The organism is Streptomyces sp. NPDC007095, assembly GCF_040634475.1.
GTDB lineage: Bacteria > Actinomycetota > Actinomycetes > Streptomycetales > Streptomycetaceae > Streptomyces.
This window is the reverse complement of sequence record NZ_JBEYFS010000053.1, coordinates 16,449-34,671: the sequence shown is the minus strand read 5'-3', so window position 1 is coordinate 34,671 and position 18,223 is coordinate 16,449. Positions and strand designations below refer to the sequence as shown.

Here is an 18,223-nt window from a genome sequence, read left to right as displayed (position 1 = left end):
CTGATGGTCAGCTCGTCGCACGAGGCGCTGCACCACTTCGGCCAGAAGGATACGGCCGGGTTGATCCGCAACTTCCAGAAGCTGTTCCGTGTGCCGTTCCCGGAGCCGTGCGGCTTCACGGTGCTCAACACGGACCTGACCGAGATCGAGCCGGTCGAGCGGCGCGTGGACAGCCTGGTGCGGGTGAACACTGAGGAGGGTGACTATCTGCTGGTGCTGGAGTCGCAGGGCAAGAAGGACGAGAGGAAGCGCGGGAGTTGGCCGTACTACCTCTCGTACCTTTACGAGGAGTACCGCTGTGAGCCGGTGCTGATCGTCATGACCCAGAGCAGCTCCACCGCGCGGTGGGCCGCGCAGCCCATCCGGTTCGGTCTGCCCGGCTGGTCCTCGCTCGTCGTACGGCCGATGGTTCTCGGACCGGACAACGTGCCGGTGATCACCGACGAGAAGGAGGCCGCGCAGGATGTGTCGCTCGCGGTGCTCTCGGCGATTACGCATGGTAAAGGGCCGCGTGCCGCTGCGATACTGGGACCACTCGCGGCGGCTCTGGAGACGATTGACCCGGCAAGCGCGGCTCTGCTCGTACAGCTCGTGACGTCTGGCCTGGTGGATTCCCAGGCGAAGGAGACTTGGAGGGACCTGATGGCTCCGGTGAACTACTTCTTCCGCCACCCGGTCGCGGAGCAGGTGAGGGATGAAGGGCGCGTCGAAGGGCGCATCGAAGGGCGCATCGAAATGACCCTGAAGATTTTGGAGCTTCGAGGCCTCCAGGTACCTGACTCCGTCCGGCAGAGGGTGCAGGCGTGTTCCGACCTGGATCAGCTCAAGGCCTGGTCGGAACGGGCGGTCCACGTGGCCGACGCAGAGGACCTGTTCACGGACGTGCGGCCCGAATAGCCGTACGGGGCTGGAGGCCCCCCCAGCGCACCCCAGTCCGCCTTAGCGCCGGTGACAGTGATTAGTGCCGCGCTCCGGTGACGGCGTTAGGCCGTTTGTCCCGCTGTGGGGGTTCCCGCTGCGACCCGTGGGCCGGTGCCCTCTTATTCTCGGACACGACCTTTCGAATACAAGAGGAGCAGTGCCATGGGACAGAACGTCTTCTTCGAGGTGTCCGCGGACGGGGAGCCGCTCGGCCGGATCGAGTTCAAGCTGTACGACGACGTGGTCCCGGAGACGACCCGCAACTTCCGTGAGCTGGCCACCGGCCAGAACGGGTTCGGCTACAAGGGCTCGCCGTTCCACCGCGTCATCCCGGACTTCATGCTGCAGGGCGGTGACTTCACCAACCAGAACGGCACCGGCGGCAAGAGCATCTACGGTACGAAGTTCCCGGACGAGAACTTCAAGCTCAAGCACACCAAGCCGGGCCTGCTGAGCATGGCCAACGCCGGCCCGAACACCAACGGCTCGCAGTTCTTCATCACCACGATCGTCACCGACTGGCTCGACGGCAAGCACGTCGTCTTCGGTGAGGTCGTCGAGGGCATGGACGTCGTCCGGGCCGTCGAGAAGCTCGGCAGCCGTTCCGGTGCCACGTCCAAGAAGATCGTCATCTCGGACTCCGGCACCGTCTGAGGGATCCAGGCCAGGACTCGTCCGGCCGTACAGCACGGAGATCGAGCGGGAACGGCTGCGGCCGTTCCCGCTCGTTCGGTTATCAGGCGCCCCCCAATGCCCCGCCCCTCTGCCTCTTCACCCTTCCCTCGGCGTGACGCGGACCACACCGGATGAATTTCGGCTCGCCCTGTAAGAAGTGGGCCGTCACGCGCATTGCTTGGTGAGAGAGCCGATATGAGGGGATGGCGTGTGACACATGCCCAACGCTTCAGGGACGTCTACGAGGAGTGCTATCCGCGCGTCCTCGCCTATGCCACGAGTCTGGTGGGTCGACAGGTAGGCGAGGACATCACGAGCGAGACGTTCACCGTCGCCTGGCGGCGCGTGCGGGACATTCCGCAACCGGCACTGCCCTGGCTGCTGGGAGTGGCCCGCAACCTGGTGCGCGAACTGCGCCGCCGGGACAGCCACCAGTACGCCGTCGCCGCCCAGGAGGCCCAGCGCATCAGCAGCGGTGCCCGCCGCGACGTCGGTGACGTCGCGGCGGACGTGACCGACCGGGAAGCCGCGTTGCAGGCCCTGGCGAGTCTGTCCGACGCCGACCGGGAGCTGCTGACCCTGATCGCCTGGCACGGGCTGAGCCCCAAGCAGGCGGCACGGGTCCTGGGCTGCACCATCGCGACGCTGACCGTCCGGCTGCACCGGGCCCGCCGCCGTCTGGAAAAGGCCCTGGAGGCGGTGTCCCCGGCGGAGACGGCGTCCGTAGCCCCCGCACAAGTACCGCCCGCACAAGCGCCCCCTGCACGGGTGCCGCCCGCACAAGCGTCACCCGCACACGCGCCGGCCGCGCAAGTGCCACCGCCTCGGGCCCCGCACCGCAGCACCGATCGCAAAGGAGCACTCACATGAAGAACACCCACGCACGGTCCGGGCGGCCCGACGTCATGACGGTGCTCGCGGACGCCCGGCCCGACGAACTCGACCCGGCCCGGCTGGCCGACTCCCCGCGCCAGCACGACGACCTGGCACGCATCCTCGCCGGAGCGACGGACGGTCGCGCGGCACGCTCCCAGGAACCACGGCGCCTCCGGGCCGGGATCCGGCCGCTCGGGACCGTCGTGGCTGTCGCAGCCGTCGCGGCGTCCGTGGTGGTCGTGAACACGCTCGACCGGCAGGATCCATCAGGCGTGCGCGCGAGCGCCCATCCGCAGTCCTCCGCCGCCACGCCGGGGTCGCCTTCGGCGGCGTCGGACGGTCGCGCCGACGTCCAGGTCGACGGCCGCCTCGAACTGCTCAGCGTGGCGAAGAAGGCGGAGACACCGGCCGCCGAGGGAACGTACTGGCAGACCACCACGCGCTCGCAGGACGTGAACGTCGTCGGTGCGAAGGGGCAGCTCTTCGCCGTGCGCACCACGTCGACCGGGGAGTGGTCGGTGGGTGTGCGTCCGGGAACCCGGAGCCTGATTGTCTCCGGTCTGGACGACGTGACCGTGCCCCGCACCGAGGCGGACAAGGCACGCTGGCGGGCCGCGGGCTCGCCCGCCACCGCGCAGGCCGAGGTCTCGACGGCGGCCGGATCGGGAACGCTCGGGTACAGGATCGGAACCGGGCGGCCGATGGTCATGCGGACCGACGCCGACGACAAGATCTACGTCCTCGGCCCGCGGAACGTCTCGTACCAGGATCTGCGCGAACTTCCCTCCAGCAGTGCGGAGTTGCGCCGTCAGCTGGAGAAGCTGTACGGCGAGGACAGCAGCGGTGCCGAGACCGGCGGCGGCCGCACGGCCTATGTGCTGCGCCAGGCGGCCGACCTCATCACGATGCCGGTGAAGCCCGCCGTACGGGCTGCCGCGTATCGGGTGATCGCGGACCTGCCCGGCGTCCGGGGGCTCGGGCGTGTCACCGATCCACTGGGGCGTGAGGGCGTCGGTGTCGCGTTCCCCGGTACGGCGCGGACCCCGCTGGGGAGCGTGCAGCAGCGGCTGGTCGTGGACCCGTCCACCGGCGCGATGCTCTGCGAGCAGGACGTGCTGGTCGAACCGTCGGCCAGGGCCAGGGAAGCGGGTCTCGACGCGGGGACGACGGTGAACTACGAGGCGACGACGCGGATGAGCTGGGGTGAGCACCAGATCACCGTGCCGAAGAACGCCGAGCGCTGAGCTCGCGCAATCAAGGCCGAGAGGTCGGCACGTCGGCGGCCGTCCGGCCCATAGGGTGCTGGACATGAGCATCATCGGGGTCGGTATCGACGTGGCCGAGATCGACCGGTTCCTGGCGGCGCTGGAGCGTACGCCGGGGCTGGCCCATCGGCTCTTCCTGGATCAGGAGTTGCACCTGCCGAACGGGGAGCGCCGCGGCATCGCGTCCCTGGCCGCGCGCTTCGCCGCGAAGGAGGCGGTCGCCAAGGCGCTGGGCGCTCCGGCGGGCATGCACTGGACGGACGCGGAGGTCTACGTCGAGGACAGCGGCCGGCCGCGGCTGCGGGTCACGGGGACGGTGGCGGCGCGCGCGGCCGAACTGGGCGTCCGCTCGTGGCATGTGTCGCTGAGCCATGACGCGGGGGTGGCCTCGGCGGTGGTGGTGGCGGAGGGGTTGGGGTGGAGCCCGGGGAGGGGCGGTTGTCCGGCGGCCGGGGCGGCGCGGTGAGCCTGCGTACGGGAGACTCGACCCATGCGTACTGCGTACAGCGTGGAGACGGTCAGGGCGGCAGAGCGTGAGTTGATGGCGCGGCTTGCGGAGGGTGCGCTGATGCAGCGCGCCGCGGCCGGACTGGCCGCTGCCTGCGCGGACTTGCTGGGACGGGTGTACGCCGGCCGGGTCGTGCTGCTCGTGGGCAGCGGGGACAACGGGGGCGACGCCCTGTACGCCGGGGCCCGGCTGGCGCGGCGGGGGGCGGGGGTCACCGCCGTGCTGCTCGCGCCCGAACGGACCCATGGCGCGGGCCTGGCCGCGCTGCGGCGGGCCGGGGGCACGGTGGCCGGGTCCGGCGCCGCCGAGGAGTTGATCCTGCGGGCCGACCTCGTGGTGGACGGGATCGTCGGCATCGGGGGCAAGGGCGGGCTGCGGCCCGAGGCGGTGCCGCTGGCCGAGTACGCCGCGGACTCCCGGGCGGCCGTGGTCGCCGTGGACCTGCCGAGCGGGATCGAGGCCGACACGGGAGAGGTCCGGGGCACCGCCGTCCGCGCCGATCTGACGGTGACCTTCGGGACGCACAAGCCCGGGCTGCTGATCGACCCGGGGCGTGAGTACGCCGGTTCCGTACGCCTGGTCGACATCGGGCTCGAACTGCCCGAGGAGGCCGAACTTGAGGCCCTTCAGCACGTGGACGTGGCGGCGCGGCTGCCGGTGCCCGGGGCCGAGAGCGACAAGTACCGGCGCGGGGTCCTCGGGATCGCGGCCGGGTCCGCGCGGTATCCCGGGGCCGCCGTGCTCGCCGTGTCCGGGGCCCTGCGGGGTGGGGCGGGGGCGGTGCGGTACGTCGGGCCCGCGGCGGATGCCGTGATCTCCCGCTTTCCCGAGACGCTCGTGTCGGACCAGGGGCCCGAGCGGGCCGGGCGGGTCCAGGCGTGGGTGGTGGGGCCCGGGATCGGGGACGACGCGTCGGCGGTGGCGCAGGTGCTCGGGGCGGACGTGCCGGTGCTGGTGGACGCGGACGGGCTGCGGCTCGCGGACCGGTCCGCGGTACGGGCCCGCACCGCGCCCACGCTGATGACTCCGCACGCCGGGGAGGCGGCGGCGTTGCTCGGGGTTTCGCGGGAGTCGGTGGAGGGGGCTCGGCTGGCGTCGGCGCGGGAGTTGGCGCTTCGGTACGGGGCGACCGTGCTGCTGAAGGGGTCGACGACGCTGGTCGCCGACCCGGCGGGCGGTGCGGTGCGGGTGAATCCGACGGGGACGGCGTGGCTGGCCACGGCCGGGAGCGGGGACGTGCTGTCGGGGCTTGCGGGGTCGTTGCTCGCGGCGGGGCTGTCGGCGTTGGACGCGGGGAGTGTGGGCGCGTATCTGCATGGGCTGGCGGGGAGGCTCGCGGCGGATGGGGCGCCCTTGGGGGCGCATGATGTCGCGGCGGCGATTCCGGAGGCCTGGCGGGACGTCCGCGACGCGCTCCGCTGACCCTGCCGTTCTTTGTCCCCTGGGGGGCGGCTGGGCGCGCGATTCCTCCCGCCCCTGGGGCGGGGCTTCGCCCCAGCCCTCCGGGTGGGTTCTTCGTCCGCGGGGCGGTGGGGGCTGGGCGCGCAGTTCCTCGCGCCCCTTACGGGGGCGCCGCGTTGCCCATTACGGGGGACCCCGTCCGCGCGGCTCACCCCCGCTCGCCCCGGGGTTGCGTATCGCTGGTCGCATGATGATGAGCAGACGAATGAGATGCCGGAGCGTGGGGGTGCTCCTCGCGCTGCTGGTGGTGATGCCGGTGGAGGGTGCGGCGGCGGAGCCCGGGCCCCCGGCGCCAGGGCCGGGGAGCGAGCTGGTGCCCGGCGTGGCGCCGGGGCCGCATCAGCCGTGGCAGGTGGACACACCGGACCAGATGCTGCCGCCCAAGGTGTACACACCGAGCGCGCAGGAGCAGGCCGTCGAGCCGAGGGACGCCCCCGCGGGTACGGACGCGCTCATCGAGTACGTCCCCCTCCGCGAGGCCGCCGCGGGCAAGTCCGTGACGTGCAGCAAGCTGGCCGGGCCGTACCAGCGGCAGGTCGAGCGGTGGCTGAAGCTGAAGGTCGACGGGAAGCAGTCGGCGAGGGACTGCGCCGCCATCCGGGCGTTCCAGACGAAGGAGGGGATCAAGCCGAACACCGGCTTCGCCGGCCCCGTCACCTGGGCCCGGATGCAGCTGATGTCCGCGAAGAAGAACCCGAACACGGCCGGGAAGTGTCCCGTGCGGTCGTACCGCGTCGCGTGTGTGGACCTGACCAGGCAGCTCACCTGGGTGCAGAAGGGGAAGAAGGTGCTGTGGGGACCGGTGCCGATGCGCAGCGGGCGGGCCGGGTACCGGACCAGGACCGGCTGGTTCAAGGTCTACTGGAAGCACAAGAACCACTGGTCGACGCTGTACAACAGCCCGATGCCGTACAGCCAGTTCTTCAGCGGCGGAGAGGCCTTCCACGCCATCTACGGCAGCATCTACGACCCGAACGGCTCGTATGGCTGTGTCAATCTGCGCCTCGCCGACGCACGCTCCCTGTGGAACGTCACCAAGACGGGCGACCACGTGTACGTGTGGGGCCGCAGGGCCGGTACCTGACCGTCCTCCCGGGGCCCTCGGGCCCCTCTGAGACACTGGGGGCGCGATGAACGACACAGCACCCCTGCGCGCCCGCGCAGAGATCGACCTGGCCGCCCTGCGGGCCAACGTGCGGACCCTGCGCGCCCACGCGCCGTCCGCGGCCTTGATGGCCGTGGTCAAGTCCGACGCGTACGGCCACGGCGCGGTCCCGTGCGCCCGCGCGGCGCTGGAGGCGGGGGCCACCTGGCTCGGCACCGCCACCCCCGAGGAGGCCCTCGCCCTGCGCGCGGCGGGCCTGACGGGCCACCGGATCATGTGCTGGCTGTGGACGCCGGGCGGGCCGTGGCGGGAGGCCGTCGAGGCCGACCTCGACGTGTCGGTGAGCGGGATGTGGGCCCTGCGGGAGGTCACCGCCGCCGCCGAGGCGGCCGGGATGCCCGCCCGGGTCCAGCTCAAGGCGGACACCGGGCTCGGGCGCTCCGGCTGCCAGCCCGGCGACTGGCCCGAACTCGTGAGCGAGGCGTTGCGTGCCGAGGAACGCGGGCTGATCGACATCACCGGTCTGTGGTCGCACTTCGCCTGCGCCGACGAACCCGGGCATCCCTCCGTCCAGGCCCAACTGAACCTTTTCCGCGCGATGGTGACGTACGCCGAGGAGCGTGGCGTGCGCCCCGAGGTGCGGCACATCGCCAACTCGCCGGCCACGCTGACCCTCCCCGAGAGCCACTTCGACCTCGTACGGACGGGGATCGCGGTCTACGGCATCTCGCCCAGCCCCGAGATCGGCACCCCGGCCGACTTCGGGCTGCGCCCGGTGATGACGCTGAGCGCGTCCCTCGCGCTGGTGAAGCACGTACCGGGGGGCCACGGGGTCAGTTACGGGCATCACTACGTCACCCCGGGTGCCACCACCCTCGGCCTCGTCCCCGTCGGGTACGCGGACGGCGTTCCGCGCCACGCCTCCGGCACCGGACCGGTGCTGGTGGGCGGCAAGTGGCGGACGGTCGCGGGGCGGGTCGCGATGGACCAGTTCGTGGTCGACCTGGGCGGGGACGAGCCGGTGCCCGGTTCGGAGGCGATCCTGTTCGGTCCGGGCGACCGGGGCGAGCCGACCGCCGAGGACTGGGCGCGGGCGACGGGGACGATCGCGTACGAAATCGTCACCCGGATCGGAACCCGAGTGCCGCGCGTATACGTGAATAAGGAACAAGGCGGGTAACCCGCAAGGAGTACAGGGGGTGCCCCGCGCAGGACAACAGGGCAACAGGACATAGTTGCACCATCAGTGGTACCTCCGGCACCACCCTCAGCACGACCGGCACCACCCCCAGCACCACCTTCTGAAGTGAACGACACCCCGGCGAAGAGGAGCGGTACGTGAGCGAGAGCAGCGCGGAGGCCGTCGCGGACGTCGCCGTGGCGGCCGTCGCCTCCGCCGCCGGGAACTGGCGCAAGGCCGGTATCGCCGGCGTCGCCATAGGCGTGGTCGCGGCGGGCGCCGCCGCCGGAGTCGCCATAGAGCGGCTCACGGTGGGCCGCGGCATGCGCAGCAAGGCCCGCCTCGCGCTCGACTCGACGGGCCCGTACGGCTCGCTGCGCGGCACGCCAGGCAAGGCGTACGCCGACGACGGCACCGAGCTGTACTACGAGGTGGACGACATCGAACAGGATGTGACGTTCACCCCGCGTCGGCGGCGGCTCTTCGGGCGCAAGGCTCCCGCCCCCGTCACCGTCGTCTTCAGTCATGGGTACTGCCTCAACCAGGACTCCTGGCACTTCCAGCGGGCCGCGCTGCGCGGTGTGGTGCGCACGGTGCACTGGGACCAGCGCAGTCACGGCCGCTCCGGGCGCGGGGTCGGGCAGACGCAGGACGGCACACCCGTCTCCATCGACCAGCTCGGCCAGGATCTGAAGGCCGTCATCGACGCGGCCGTGCCCGAGGGGCCGATCGTGCTGGTGGGGCACTCCATGGGCGGGATGACCGCCATGGCGCTGGCCGACCAGTACCCGGACCTCGTCCGCGAGCGGGTCGTCGCCGTCGCGCTCGTCGGTACGTCGTCGGGGCGGCTCGGCGAGGTCAACTTCGGGCTGCCCGTCGCGGGCGTCAACGCGGTGCGGCGGGTGCTGCCCGGTGTGCTGAAGGCGCTCGGTCAGCAGGCCGCCCTGGTGGAGCGGGGGCGGCGGGCCACGGCCGACCTGTTCGCGGGGATCATCAAGCGGTACTCGTTCGCGTCCCGGGACGTCGACCCGGCCATCGTGCGGTTCGCCGAACGGATGATCGAGGGCACTCCGATCGACGTCGTCGCGGAGTTCTACCCGGCGTTCACCGAGCACGACAAGACCGAGGCGCTCGCGTACTTCGCCGAACTGCCGGTGCTGGTGCTGGCCGGGGTCGGCGACATGGTGACACCGAGTGAGCACAGCGAGGCGATCGCGGATCTGCTGCCGGACGCCGAACTGGTGCTCGTCCCGGACGCCGGGCACCTGGTCATGCTGGAGCATCCCGAGGTGGTCATAGACCGTCTCGCCGACCTCCTGATGCGTGCGGGCGCCGTCCCGGCAGGGGCTACCGTGGGTGGCTATGGAAGCACCAGCAGCAGCGCACAACCCGGCTGAGCCCGCCGCCGAGGGCGTGAACGTCCGGATCACCGTCAACTCGCCCGAGCAGATGCGGGAGTTGGGCCTTCACCTGGCCAAGCTGCTGCGCGCGGGCGATCTCGTGATGCTGAACGGGGAGCTCGGCGCGGGCAAGACGACGCTGACGCGCGGGCTCGGCGAGGGGCTCGGCGTACGGGGCGCGGTCACCTCGCCGACGTTCGTCATCGCCCGTGTGCATCCCTCCCTGGGTGACGGTCCGCCGCTCGTGCACGTGGACGCGTACCGGCTGGGCGGTGGCCTCGACGAGATGGAGGACCTCGACCTCGACGTGTCGCTCTCCGACTCGGTGATCGTCGTGGAGTGGGGCGAGGGCAAGGTCGAGGAGCTGACCGACGACCGGCTCGACGTCGTCATCCACCGGGCCGTCGGCGACACCACGGACGAGGTCCGGCACGTCACGCTCACCGGGCTCGGAGAGCGCTGGGCGACGACCGATCTGAGCGTGCTCGCGGCCTGATCACCCTGGGTGAGGGTTCCGGGGGACGTGAAGGTTCCGACAAGCCGTCGGCAAGATGTTGCGTTCGGCGTCTCGGCCGTGGTCACATGGACCTCAGTCCGTAGTTAGGTCTACCTAACTGCGCTTGCCCCCGAATCCCCAGGAGGCGTCCATGTCGGCTTCGGAACGTGACGTGCCGGTGAAGCCGGTGCAGCAGCAGCCGTGCGGTGGGGTGTCGATGCGGGATCTGTTGGCGTCGTGTGCGGCCGCCGACGCGGTGTCCAGGCCGCCTCGGGCGCCCATGCCGGAGGCGCCGCGTGCGGCTGAGCGGTCCCGCAAAGCTGCGTGAGCGCTCCGCGGAGGCGTGGTTCTTCGGCTGCGGGTCCGGTGGGGGCTGGTCGCGCCCCGCGGCGGAGCCGTTGATGTACACAGCCCCGCGCCCCCAAGGGCGCGCTCCCGCACACGCCCGTCGACTGCTCAATGACGACGACGATTACCGGATGACGACGACCTTCACGCCGATCGTCGCGAAGTTCCACATCGCGGTGCCGTCCTTGCGTGACTCCCGGATGCCGCCGAGTTTCTTGGTGGAGTCGGGGGAACCCGTGGAGCCGTCTGTGGCGGAGCTGAAGCCGATCGTCACGCCGTCCACGAGGGCGAAGCGGACGACGTGCTCGATCTGGGCGCCGTCCGATCCGGTGACGGCCTTGGAGCGGGAGGTGACGGCGTAGCTGCCGACCGCGGGGTCCACCGTGCCGGGGGTGACCTTGAAGGTGCGCTCGGTCCTGTTGTTCGCGGCGACCAGCCACACGCGGTCGTCGTCGACCGAGTAGACGACCCGCTCACCGCTGCCGGAGGCGGCCGGCAGCGCCGCCGGGTTCTTCTTGTCCCGGGGTGCCTTCGTGGTGGGGACCTTGGGGGTCGAGCCCGCGAGGGGCTTGCTCAGGGTGTCGGGCACGTTCGCGGACGCCTGGTAGGCGAGGAAGCCGACCACCGCGACAGCCGCCGCGGTGAGCCCGGCCACGAATCCCGAGCTGCTCCTAGCCACCTTGTGTACCCGCCTCTCGTACCGCGTTCGTGTCCATTACGTCCTTTGTGGTGACGGTAGCAGCCGCCACCCCGCAGACCGGGGCGGCCGTGCGTCGTGCTCGGGCGCCGTAGGCTGTTTGCGTGCTCTTGCTCGCTCTGGATACCGCCACCCCCGCCGTGACCGTCGCCCTGCACGACGGCACGTCCGTCATCGCCTCGTCGAGCCAGGTGGACGCACGCCGGCACGGAGAACTGCTGCTGCCGGCCGTCGACCGGGTGCTCGCCGAGGCAGGCCTCAAGCTGGACGCCGTCACCGGCATCGTCGTGGGCGTAGGCCCCGGCCCGTACACGGGGCTGCGTGTCGGCCTCATGACCGCCGACACCTTCGGCCTTGTGCTCGGCGTGCCCGTGCACGGCCTGTGCACCCTCGACGGCCTCGCGTACGCCGCCGACGGCACCGGCGTCGAGGGGCCGTTCGTCGTCGCGACGGACGCCCGGCGCAAGGAGGTGTACTGGGCGCTGTACGACGACCCCCGTACGCGTGCCTCCGAGCCCGCCGTCGACCGGCCCGCCGACATCGCCGAGACGGTTGCCGGTCTGCCCGCCGTGGGCGCGGGTGCGCTGCTCTATCCCGACACCTTTCCGGACGCCCGTGCTCCCGAGAATGTCTCGGCGGGCGCGCTCGCGTCCCTGGCGGCGGAGAAACTCGCCGCGGGCGAGGAGCTCGTGGCGCCCCGGCCGCTCTACCTGCGCCGCCCGGACGCCCAGGTGCCCAAGAACTACAAGGTGGTCACCCCGAAGTGACCGCCGAGCTGCGCGAGATGCGCTGGTGGGACATCGATCCTGTACTGGAACTGGAGAAGGATCTCTTCCCCGAGGACGCCTGGTCGCGGGGGATGTTCTGGTCCGAGCTGGCCCACGCCCGCGGGCCCGGGGCGACGCGCCGGTACGTGGTGGCGACCGAGAGCGGCCGGCTCGTCGGATACGCCGGGCTCGCCGCCTCCGGTGACCTGGGCGACGTACAGACCATCGCCGTACGACGTGATCAGTGGGGCACCGGCCTCGGCGCCCGGCTGCTGACCGAGCTGCTGCGGGCCGCGACCGCGTTCGAGTGCGCCGAGGTCATGCTCGAGTGCCGCGTGGACAACGTCCGCGCGCAGAAGCTGTACGAGCGCTTCGGCTTCGAGCCCATCGGCTTCCGCCGCGGCTACTACCAGCCGGGCAACGTCGATGCCCTGGTCATGCGGATGCGCACCGCGTCCGACAGCGGCTCCGCCCCGGGTTCACCCTCCGTAAACGGCGTACAAGGAACAGAGAGCAATGGCTGACGAACCGCTGGTCCTGGGTATCGAGACCTCCTGCGACGAGACAGGCGTCGGCATCGTCCGCGGGAACACGCTGCTCGCGGACGCCGTCGCGTCCAGCGTCGACGAGCACGCCCGCTTCGGCGGCGTCGTGCCCGAGGTCGCCTCCCGCGCCCACCTGGAGGCGATGGTGCCGACCATCGACCGGGCACTCAAGGACGCGGGGGTGAGCGCGAAGGACCTGGACGGCATCGCGGTCACCGCCGGTCCCGGCCTCGCCGGCGCCCTCCTCGTCGGCGTCACCGCCGCCAAGGCGTACGCCTACGCGCTGGGCAAGCCCCTCTACGGCGTCAACCACCTCGCCTCCCACATCTGTGTGGACCAGTTGGAGCACGGCCCGCTGCCGGAGCCGACGATGGCCCTGCTCGTGTCGGGCGGCCATTCGTCCCTGCTGCTCTCGACCGACATCACCTCCGACGTACGGCCCATGGGCGCGACCATCGACGACGCCGCGGGCGAGGCCTTCGACAAGATCGCGCGTGTGCTCAACCTCGGCTTCCCCGGCGGTCCTGTCATCGACCGGTACGCGAAGGAGGGCGACCCCTCCGCGATCGCCTTCCCTCGCGGACTCACCGGGCCGCGCGACCCGGCGTACGACTTCTCCTTCTCCGGGCTGAAGACGTCCGTTGCCCGCTGGATCGAGGCCAAGCGGGCGGCGGGTGAGGAGGTGCCGGTGCGTGACGTGTCGGCCTCCTTCCAGGAGGCGGTCGTCGACGTGCTGACCCGCAAGGCCGTACGGGCCTGCAAGGACGAGGGCGTCGACCACCTGATGATCGGCGGTGGCGTGGCCGCCAACTCACGGCTGCGGGCGCTGGCTCAGGAGCGCTGCGAGGCCGCGGGGATCCGGCTGCGGGTGCCGCGTCCGAAGCTGTGCACGGACAACGGGGCGATGGTGGCCGCGCTGGGCGCGGAGATGGTCTCCCGGAACCGGGCCGCCTCCGACTGGGACCTGTCGGCCGACTCCTCACTGCCGGTGACGGACCCGCATGTGCCCGGTCGTTCACACGAGCACGGCCATGATCATGATCATGTGCACGAGGTCTCGAAGGAGAACCTGTACTCGTGACCGTCGCGTTGATGTGGGAGGCGCGGGCCGTCCCCGGGCGGGGCGAGGAACTGCTCGCCTGGGTGCGGGGACAGGAGCCGGCGACGCGGCCGCTGCGGCGGGAGGTCCTGCGCGCGCCGCAGGACCGGGTGCTCGTCATCACCTGGTGGGATGCGGCCTACGACGCCGAGCTCCCCGAACTCCCGGAGCCGGACGGGGACTTGGTGACCCGGGCGGTCCATCGGTGGCGGTTCGAGTCGGTCTCCTGACGTCTTCGTTTCCGTCTTCGTTTCCGGCTGGGCTTCACGCCGACCTCGCTTTTCCGGAAGACTCCTGCAAAGTTTCGTCCGTGGGTGTGGAACGGTAGAGGGGCGGTTCGACGTGTCGACGGAGGTGGGCGCAGTGGCCCGGGAGAGCATCAAGAACAAGGTGACGATCACCGAGATCGCCCGGCAGGCCGGCGTCTCGGTGCCCACCGTGTCGCGTGTCGTCAACGGCCGCTCCGACGTCTCGCCGGAGACCCGGGCCCGTATCGAGGACCTGCTGCGGCGTCACGGCTACCAGCGCAGGTCGTCCGCGCCCGGAGACCGGGCGGCCCTGATCGACCTGGTCTTCAACGACCTCGACAGCCCCTGGGCCGTGGAGATCATCCGGGGGGTCGAGGAGGTCGCGCACGCCTCCGGAGTGGGCACGGTGGTGTCCGCCATCCACGGTGCGTCGGGCTCGGCCCGGCAGTGGATGACCAATCTGCGCGCCCGCGCCTCGGACGGCGTGATCCTCGTGACCTCGGTCCTCGAACCCCGGCTGCACGAGGAGTTGCGGCGGCTCGGGGTGCCGCTGGTCGTGGTCGATCCTGCGGGCTCCCCGACTCTGGACATACCGACCGTCGGCGCCGCCAACTGGGCGGGCGGGATGGCGGCGACGGAGCATCTGCTCGGGCTCGGGCACCGTCGGATCGGCTTTGTCGCGGGGCCGGTGCGGTTGCTGTGCTCGCGGGCGCGGCTCGACGGGTACCGGGCGGCGCTGGACGGGGCGGGCGTCGCGGTCGACGACGCGCTGATCGTGCCGGGGGACTTCTATCACCAGGCCGGCTTCGACGGCTGCAACACGCTGCTAGACCTGGAGGAACCGCCGACCGCGGTGTTCGCGGCGAGCGACCAGATGGCGCTCGGGGCGATCGAGGCGTTGCGTCGGCGGGGGTTGCGGGTGCCCGAGGACATGAGTGTCGTCGGGTTCGACGATCTGCCGGAGGTCCGGTGGTCGGCGCCGCCGCTCACGACGGTGCGGCAGCCGCTGGCGGACATGGGGAAGCTGGCCACGCGGACGGTGCTCCGGCTGGCGCTGGGCGAGGACCCGGTTTCTCCGAGGGTTGAGCTGGCTACCGAGCTGGTTGTTCGGGCGAGTACGGCGCGACGGGGTTGACGGCGGCCCCACGGGCGGGGGCTTGAGATTGTTGCGGGGCCGCGGGCCGGTGGGGGTCGGTCGCGCAGTTCCGCGCGCCCCTTCGGGCGTGCCGGGACCAGCGCCCCTGCAGAGGCGCGGGGAACTGCGCGACCAGCTCCCACCGGCCCGCACCCGAAGAACTTCCGATATTTGTCAGGGGCGTTGACACGGCTGTTCCGCACCCGTAACTTCCGGCGCACTCGGCCGATAATTATCGGCCCTCTTCCGGAAGGTGTGCGATGCGAGCGTTGGGCAACACCTACACCTCTTTCTCCCGCCGGAGGTTCCTGGCGGCATCCGCGGCGACCGGACTGGGGGCGGCCGCCCTGAGTGCGTGCGGCTCCTCCGACAGCGGGAACAGTTCGGGCAAGACCACGATCGAGTGGTGGAACATCACCACCACCCAGCCCGCGAAGAAGCTGTGGGCCCAGCGCGCCAAGGACTTCGAGGCCGCGCACCCGGACGTGAAGGTCAAGATCGTCACGCTGGAGAACGAGGCGTACAAGTCCAAGATGACCGCGCTGACCACCTCCGGAAAGCTTCCGGACGTCTTCCACACCTGGGGCGGCGGGGTCCTCAAGCAGCAGATCGACGCGGGTCTGGTCGAGGACCTGACCGACAAGACCGCCTCCTGGACGAAGGACTATGTGCCCGCCTCGCTGGCGGCCTACCAGTTCGACAAGAAGACGTACGCGGTCCCGTTCGACATCGGCATGGTCGGCTTCTGGTACAACAAGGCGCTCTTCAAGAAGGCCAAGATCGACACCCCGCCCACCACCTGGTCCGGCTATCTCGACACCATCAGGGCCCTCAAGAGCGCCGGGATCACGCCCATCGCGCTGGCCGGCAAGGAGAAGTGGCCCGGCATGTACTACTGGGCGTATCTGTCGATGCGCGTCGCCGGGCTGGAGGCGATGCAGAAGGCGGCCACCGACGCCGACTTCACCGGCGAGGGGTTCGTCACGGCCGGCCAGCACCTCAAGGACCTCGTCGCGCTCGAACCCTTCCAGAAGGGTTTCCTCGGCGGGGCCTACTCGGACCCCAACGGTGAGGCGGCCCTGATGGGCAACGGCAAGGCGGCCATGGAACTGATGGGCCAGTGGGCGCCGACCGTCGAGAAGGACTCGGGCAAGGGCATCGGCGACGACCTGGGCTTCTTCTCCTTTCCCTCCGTGGAGGGCGGAAAGGGCGCGCTCACCGAGGTGTTCGGCGGAGGAGGCGGCCACGCGGTGCGCAAGGGGGCGCCGGACGCGGCGGTGGAGTTCCTGAAGTTCTTCGCGGAGAAGGAGTTCGCCGAGACGCTCGTCAAGGAGACCGGCCTGATACCGGTGTCCAAGGACGCGCGCCCCGCGCTGACCGACCCCAACCTCACCGCCGTGTCGGACGCCCTGAACAACGCCACCGGCTTCCAGCTCTACCTCGACCAGGCATACGCCCCCGCCGTCGGCCAGGAGATCAACGACAGCGTCGCCGCGCTCATCGCCGGATCCAAGTCGCCCGAACAGGTCACGCGTTCGGTGACCCAGGTCGCCAAGAGCGAGAAGAGCTAGCGGCCGGCGATGACGCACTCGACCTCGACCTCGACCGCGTCGACGTATGTGCCCCATCGCGGCAAGTCGACCGGCGTGACGGCCGTTTCACCGGGCCAAGGGCCCCGCCGTCCCGCCATGCGGCACGTGCGCGACTGGTTCGCGGCCTTCGTCTTCACCATCCCGGCGCTCGCCCTGTTCGGGATGCTCGTCCTCCTGCCGATGGGCTACGCCTTCTACGTCAGCTTCTTCAACTGGGGCGGATTCGGCTCGCCCACCGACTCCGTGGGGTTCGACAACTACACCCGGCTCTTCCAGGACCCGGTGTTCCTCGGGGACCTGTGGCGCGGCGTCCTGCTCGTCGCCTTCTCCCTGGTCCTCCAGCTCCCGTTCGCGCTCGCCATGGCCGTGCTGCTCAACCAGAGACTGCGCGGCCGGGCCGTCTACCGGATGCTGTTCTTCGCGCCGTACATCCTGTCCGAGGTCATCACCGGCGTGCTGTTCAGCATGATCTTCGCGCCGGGCGGCGGACTCGCCGACAAGGTCCTCGGCGCGGTCGGTCTCGACGGCCTGGGCGGGCTCTGGTTCGCGGGTCAGAACACCGTCCTGCCCACCCTCTTCCTGGTCATGACCTGGAAGTACTTCGGCTTCCACATGATGCTCTACCTGGCAGGCCTCCAGGGCATCCCGGCGGAGTTGCACGAGGCGGCACGCATCGACGGCGCCGGCAGCTGGCAGCGCTTCCGCCACGTCACGCTCCCGCTGCTCGCGCCGACCCTGCGGATCAGCGTGTTCCTGTCCGTGATCGGCGCCATCCAGCTCTTCGACCTGGTCTGGGTGATCTCCGCGGGCGGTCCCGACCACCACTCCGAAACCATGGTCATCAGCATGTTCCAGTACGGCTTCAAGCGCTACCAGATGGGCTACGCCAGCGCGATCAGCGTGGCGATGTTCCTGATCAGCCTCGTCTTCGCCCTCGCCTACCAGCGTTTCGTGCTGCGCCGTGACACCGAAGGAGCCATCACCACCATGCGAGCAGGCCGATGAGCGCGGTCGTGAAGAGCACGGTCCCGGAAAACACGGTCCCTGAGAGCACGGTCCCGAAGAGTGTCGTACGCCGTCGCAGACTGCGCTCGCTGCCCGTGTACGTGATCCTGTGGCTGGTCGGCGCCGTCATGGTGACCCCACTGCTGTACGCCCTGGTCTCCGGCTTCAAGTCCACCGACCAGCTCTCCAGCAACACCTTCGGCCTTCCCCACCCCTGGGTGACCTCGAACTACACCTCGCTGCTCGGCTCGGGACCGTTCTGGCGGTCCGTCGGCAGCAGCACCCTCATCGCGGTCGCCACCGCCCTGCTGACCGTGGGGGCGTCGGCGCTCGCCGCCTACGCGCTCGCGCGGTTCGCCTTCCGGGGCAGGGAAGTGCTCTTCACCGTCTTCACGATGGGACTGATGTTCCCCTTCGCGGTGGCGATCCTGCCGCTGTTCATCCTGCTGCGCACCTTCGGGCTGCTGGACAATCCCTGGGGCGTGATCCTGCCCCAGGCCGCCTTCGGCCTGCCCATGACGATCGTCATCCTGCGCGGCTTCTTCCGGGAGATCCCCGGCGAACTGGAGGAGGCCGCCACCCTCGACGGCTGCTCCTCGTTCGGCTTCTTCTGGCGCATCCTGCTGCCGCTGGCCCGCCCGGCGCTCGGCACCGTGTCCGTCCTCGCCATCGTGGGCAGTTGGAACAACTTCCTGCTCCCCCTGCTCGTCTTCAGCGAACCCACCTGGTGGACGGTCCCCGTCGGCATCCAGCAGTTCCAGGGCCAGTACGCCTCCGACGTGGCCCGCATCTTCGCCTATCTGGTCCTCGCCATGGCGCCCGCCCTGGCCTTCTACGCGGTCGCCGAACGACAGCTGATCGGCGGCATCACGCTCGGCGCGACCAAGGGCTGAGCGCCGG

20 protein-coding genes are annotated in these 18,223 nt (G+C 70.7%); 18 read left to right on the top strand and 2 right to left on the bottom strand.

The annotated features are described in order from the left end of the window. Positions 1–3 precede the first annotated feature (3 nt). From ABZ656_RS19760 to tsaE, 10 genes are all read left to right on the top strand, one after another. Positions 4–897: a hypothetical protein gene (locus tag ABZ656_RS19760; RefSeq protein WP_101400138.1), complete on the top strand. Its 894-nt coding sequence runs from the start codon at positions 4–6 to the stop codon at positions 895–897. A gap of 186 nt (positions 898–1,083) precedes the next feature. Beyond that, complete coding sequence (locus tag ABZ656_RS19755) at positions 1,084–1,575, top strand: peptidylprolyl isomerase (RefSeq protein WP_101400139.1); 492 nt, start codon at positions 1,084–1,086, stop codon at positions 1,573–1,575. A gap of 231 nt (positions 1,576–1,806) precedes the next feature. After that, entirely contained in the window at positions 1,807–2,466 is a 660-nt protein-coding gene (locus tag ABZ656_RS19750) for a sigma-70 family RNA polymerase sigma factor (protein WP_360269495.1), read from the top strand. Continuing rightward, positions 2,463–3,716 (top strand): CU044_5270 family protein, encoded by a 1,254-nt coding sequence (locus tag ABZ656_RS19745; RefSeq protein ID WP_360269493.1) that lies wholly within the window; start codon positions 2,463–2,465, stop codon positions 3,714–3,716. The genes ABZ656_RS19750 and ABZ656_RS19745 overlap by 4 nt, the downstream gene beginning before the upstream one ends. Positions 3,717–3,780: 64 nt before the next feature. Continuing rightward, positions 3,781–4,203, top strand: a complete 423-nt coding sequence (locus ABZ656_RS19740) for a holo-ACP synthase (RefSeq protein WP_360269491.1) — start codon at positions 3,781–3,783, stop codon at positions 4,201–4,203. A 24-nt stretch (positions 4,204–4,227) separates the two neighbouring features. Continuing rightward, positions 4,228–5,667 (top strand): NAD(P)H-hydrate dehydratase, encoded by a 1,440-nt coding sequence (locus ABZ656_RS19735; protein ID WP_101400142.1) that lies wholly within the window; start codon positions 4,228–4,230, stop codon positions 5,665–5,667. Positions 5,668–5,911: 244 nt separating this feature from the next. Continuing rightward, positions 5,912–6,790 carry a L,D-transpeptidase family protein gene (locus ABZ656_RS19730; RefSeq protein WP_101400143.1) on the top strand — a complete coding sequence of 293 codons (879 nt, stop codon included), beginning with the start codon at positions 5,912–5,914 and terminating at the stop codon, positions 6,788–6,790. A 46-nt stretch (positions 6,791–6,836) separates the two neighbouring features. Further along, positions 6,837–7,991 (top strand): alanine racemase, encoded by a 1,155-nt coding sequence (alr, locus tag ABZ656_RS19725; protein ID WP_101400144.1) that lies wholly within the window; start codon positions 6,837–6,839, stop codon positions 7,989–7,991. Positions 7,992–8,149: 158 nt separating this feature from the next. Further along, entirely contained in the window at positions 8,150–9,388 is a 1,239-nt protein-coding gene (locus ABZ656_RS19720; protein ID WP_101400145.1) for an alpha/beta hydrolase, read from the top strand. Then, the gene (gene tsaE, locus ABZ656_RS19715) at positions 9,354–9,887 is read left to right on the top strand and encodes a tRNA (adenosine(37)-N6)-threonylcarbamoyltransferase complex ATPase subunit type 1 TsaE (RefSeq protein ID WP_095853078.1); all 534 of its coding nucleotides are present in this window, start codon (positions 9,354–9,356) and stop codon (positions 9,885–9,887) included. Before ABZ656_RS19720 ends, tsaE begins: the two co-directional genes overlap by 35 nt. A 114-nt stretch (positions 9,888–10,001) precedes the next feature. Here tsaE and ABZ656_RS19710 read toward each other — a convergent pair whose 3' ends face one another. Then, positions 10,002–10,205, bottom strand: coding sequence for a hypothetical protein (locus tag ABZ656_RS19710; RefSeq protein WP_180362021.1), 204 nt, complete (start codon positions 10,203–10,205; stop codon positions 10,002–10,004). Positions 10,206–10,359: 154 nt separating this feature from the next. Then, a complete protein-coding gene (locus ABZ656_RS19705; protein WP_101400147.1) occupies positions 10,360–10,914 on the bottom strand; it encodes a hypothetical protein in 555 nt (184 codons plus the stop codon). 122 nt (positions 10,915–11,036) lie between these two features. On the opposite strand from ABZ656_RS19705, the gene tsaB reads away from it, so the two are divergent. The 8 genes from tsaB (at position 11,037) to ABZ656_RS19665 (ending at position 18,216) form a co-directional block, all read left to right on the top strand. Continuing rightward, complete coding sequence (tsaB, locus tag ABZ656_RS19700) at positions 11,037–11,699, top strand: tRNA (adenosine(37)-N6)-threonylcarbamoyltransferase complex dimerization subunit type 1 TsaB (RefSeq protein WP_101400148.1); 663 nt, start codon at positions 11,037–11,039, stop codon at positions 11,697–11,699. Between the two features lie 17 nt (positions 11,700–11,716). Beyond that, the gene (rimI, locus tag ABZ656_RS19695; RefSeq protein WP_060895788.1) at positions 11,717–12,223 is read left to right on the top strand and encodes a ribosomal protein S18-alanine N-acetyltransferase; all 507 of its coding nucleotides are present in this window, start codon (positions 11,717–11,719) and stop codon (positions 12,221–12,223) included. Next, positions 12,216–13,325, top strand: coding sequence for a tRNA (adenosine(37)-N6)-threonylcarbamoyltransferase complex transferase subunit TsaD (tsaD, locus tag ABZ656_RS19690; RefSeq protein ID WP_360269487.1), 1,110 nt, complete (start codon positions 12,216–12,218; stop codon positions 13,323–13,325). The genes rimI and tsaD overlap by 8 nt, the downstream gene beginning before the upstream one ends. Then, a complete protein-coding gene (locus ABZ656_RS19685; RefSeq protein ID WP_101400150.1) occupies positions 13,322–13,573 on the top strand; it encodes a hypothetical protein in 252 nt (83 codons plus the stop codon). Before tsaD ends, ABZ656_RS19685 begins: the two co-directional genes overlap by 4 nt. A 133-nt stretch (positions 13,574–13,706) precedes the next feature. Next, entirely contained in the window at positions 13,707–14,726 is a 1,020-nt protein-coding gene (locus tag ABZ656_RS19680) for a LacI family DNA-binding transcriptional regulator (RefSeq protein WP_075028486.1), read from the top strand. A 269-nt stretch (positions 14,727–14,995) separates the two neighbouring features. Then, positions 14,996–16,297: an extracellular solute-binding protein gene (locus ABZ656_RS19675; RefSeq protein ID WP_360269521.1), complete on the top strand. Its 1,302-nt coding sequence runs from the start codon at positions 14,996–14,998 to the stop codon at positions 16,295–16,297. A 117-nt stretch (positions 16,298–16,414) separates the two neighbouring features. Then, positions 16,415–17,323 (top strand): sugar ABC transporter permease, encoded by a 909-nt coding sequence (locus ABZ656_RS19670; RefSeq protein WP_360269519.1) that lies wholly within the window; start codon positions 16,415–16,417, stop codon positions 17,321–17,323. 128 nt (positions 17,324–17,451) lie between these two features. Then, entirely contained in the window at positions 17,452–18,216 is a 765-nt protein-coding gene (locus tag ABZ656_RS19665; RefSeq protein ID WP_248003692.1) for a carbohydrate ABC transporter permease, read from the top strand. Positions 18,217–18,223 lie beyond the last annotated feature (7 nt).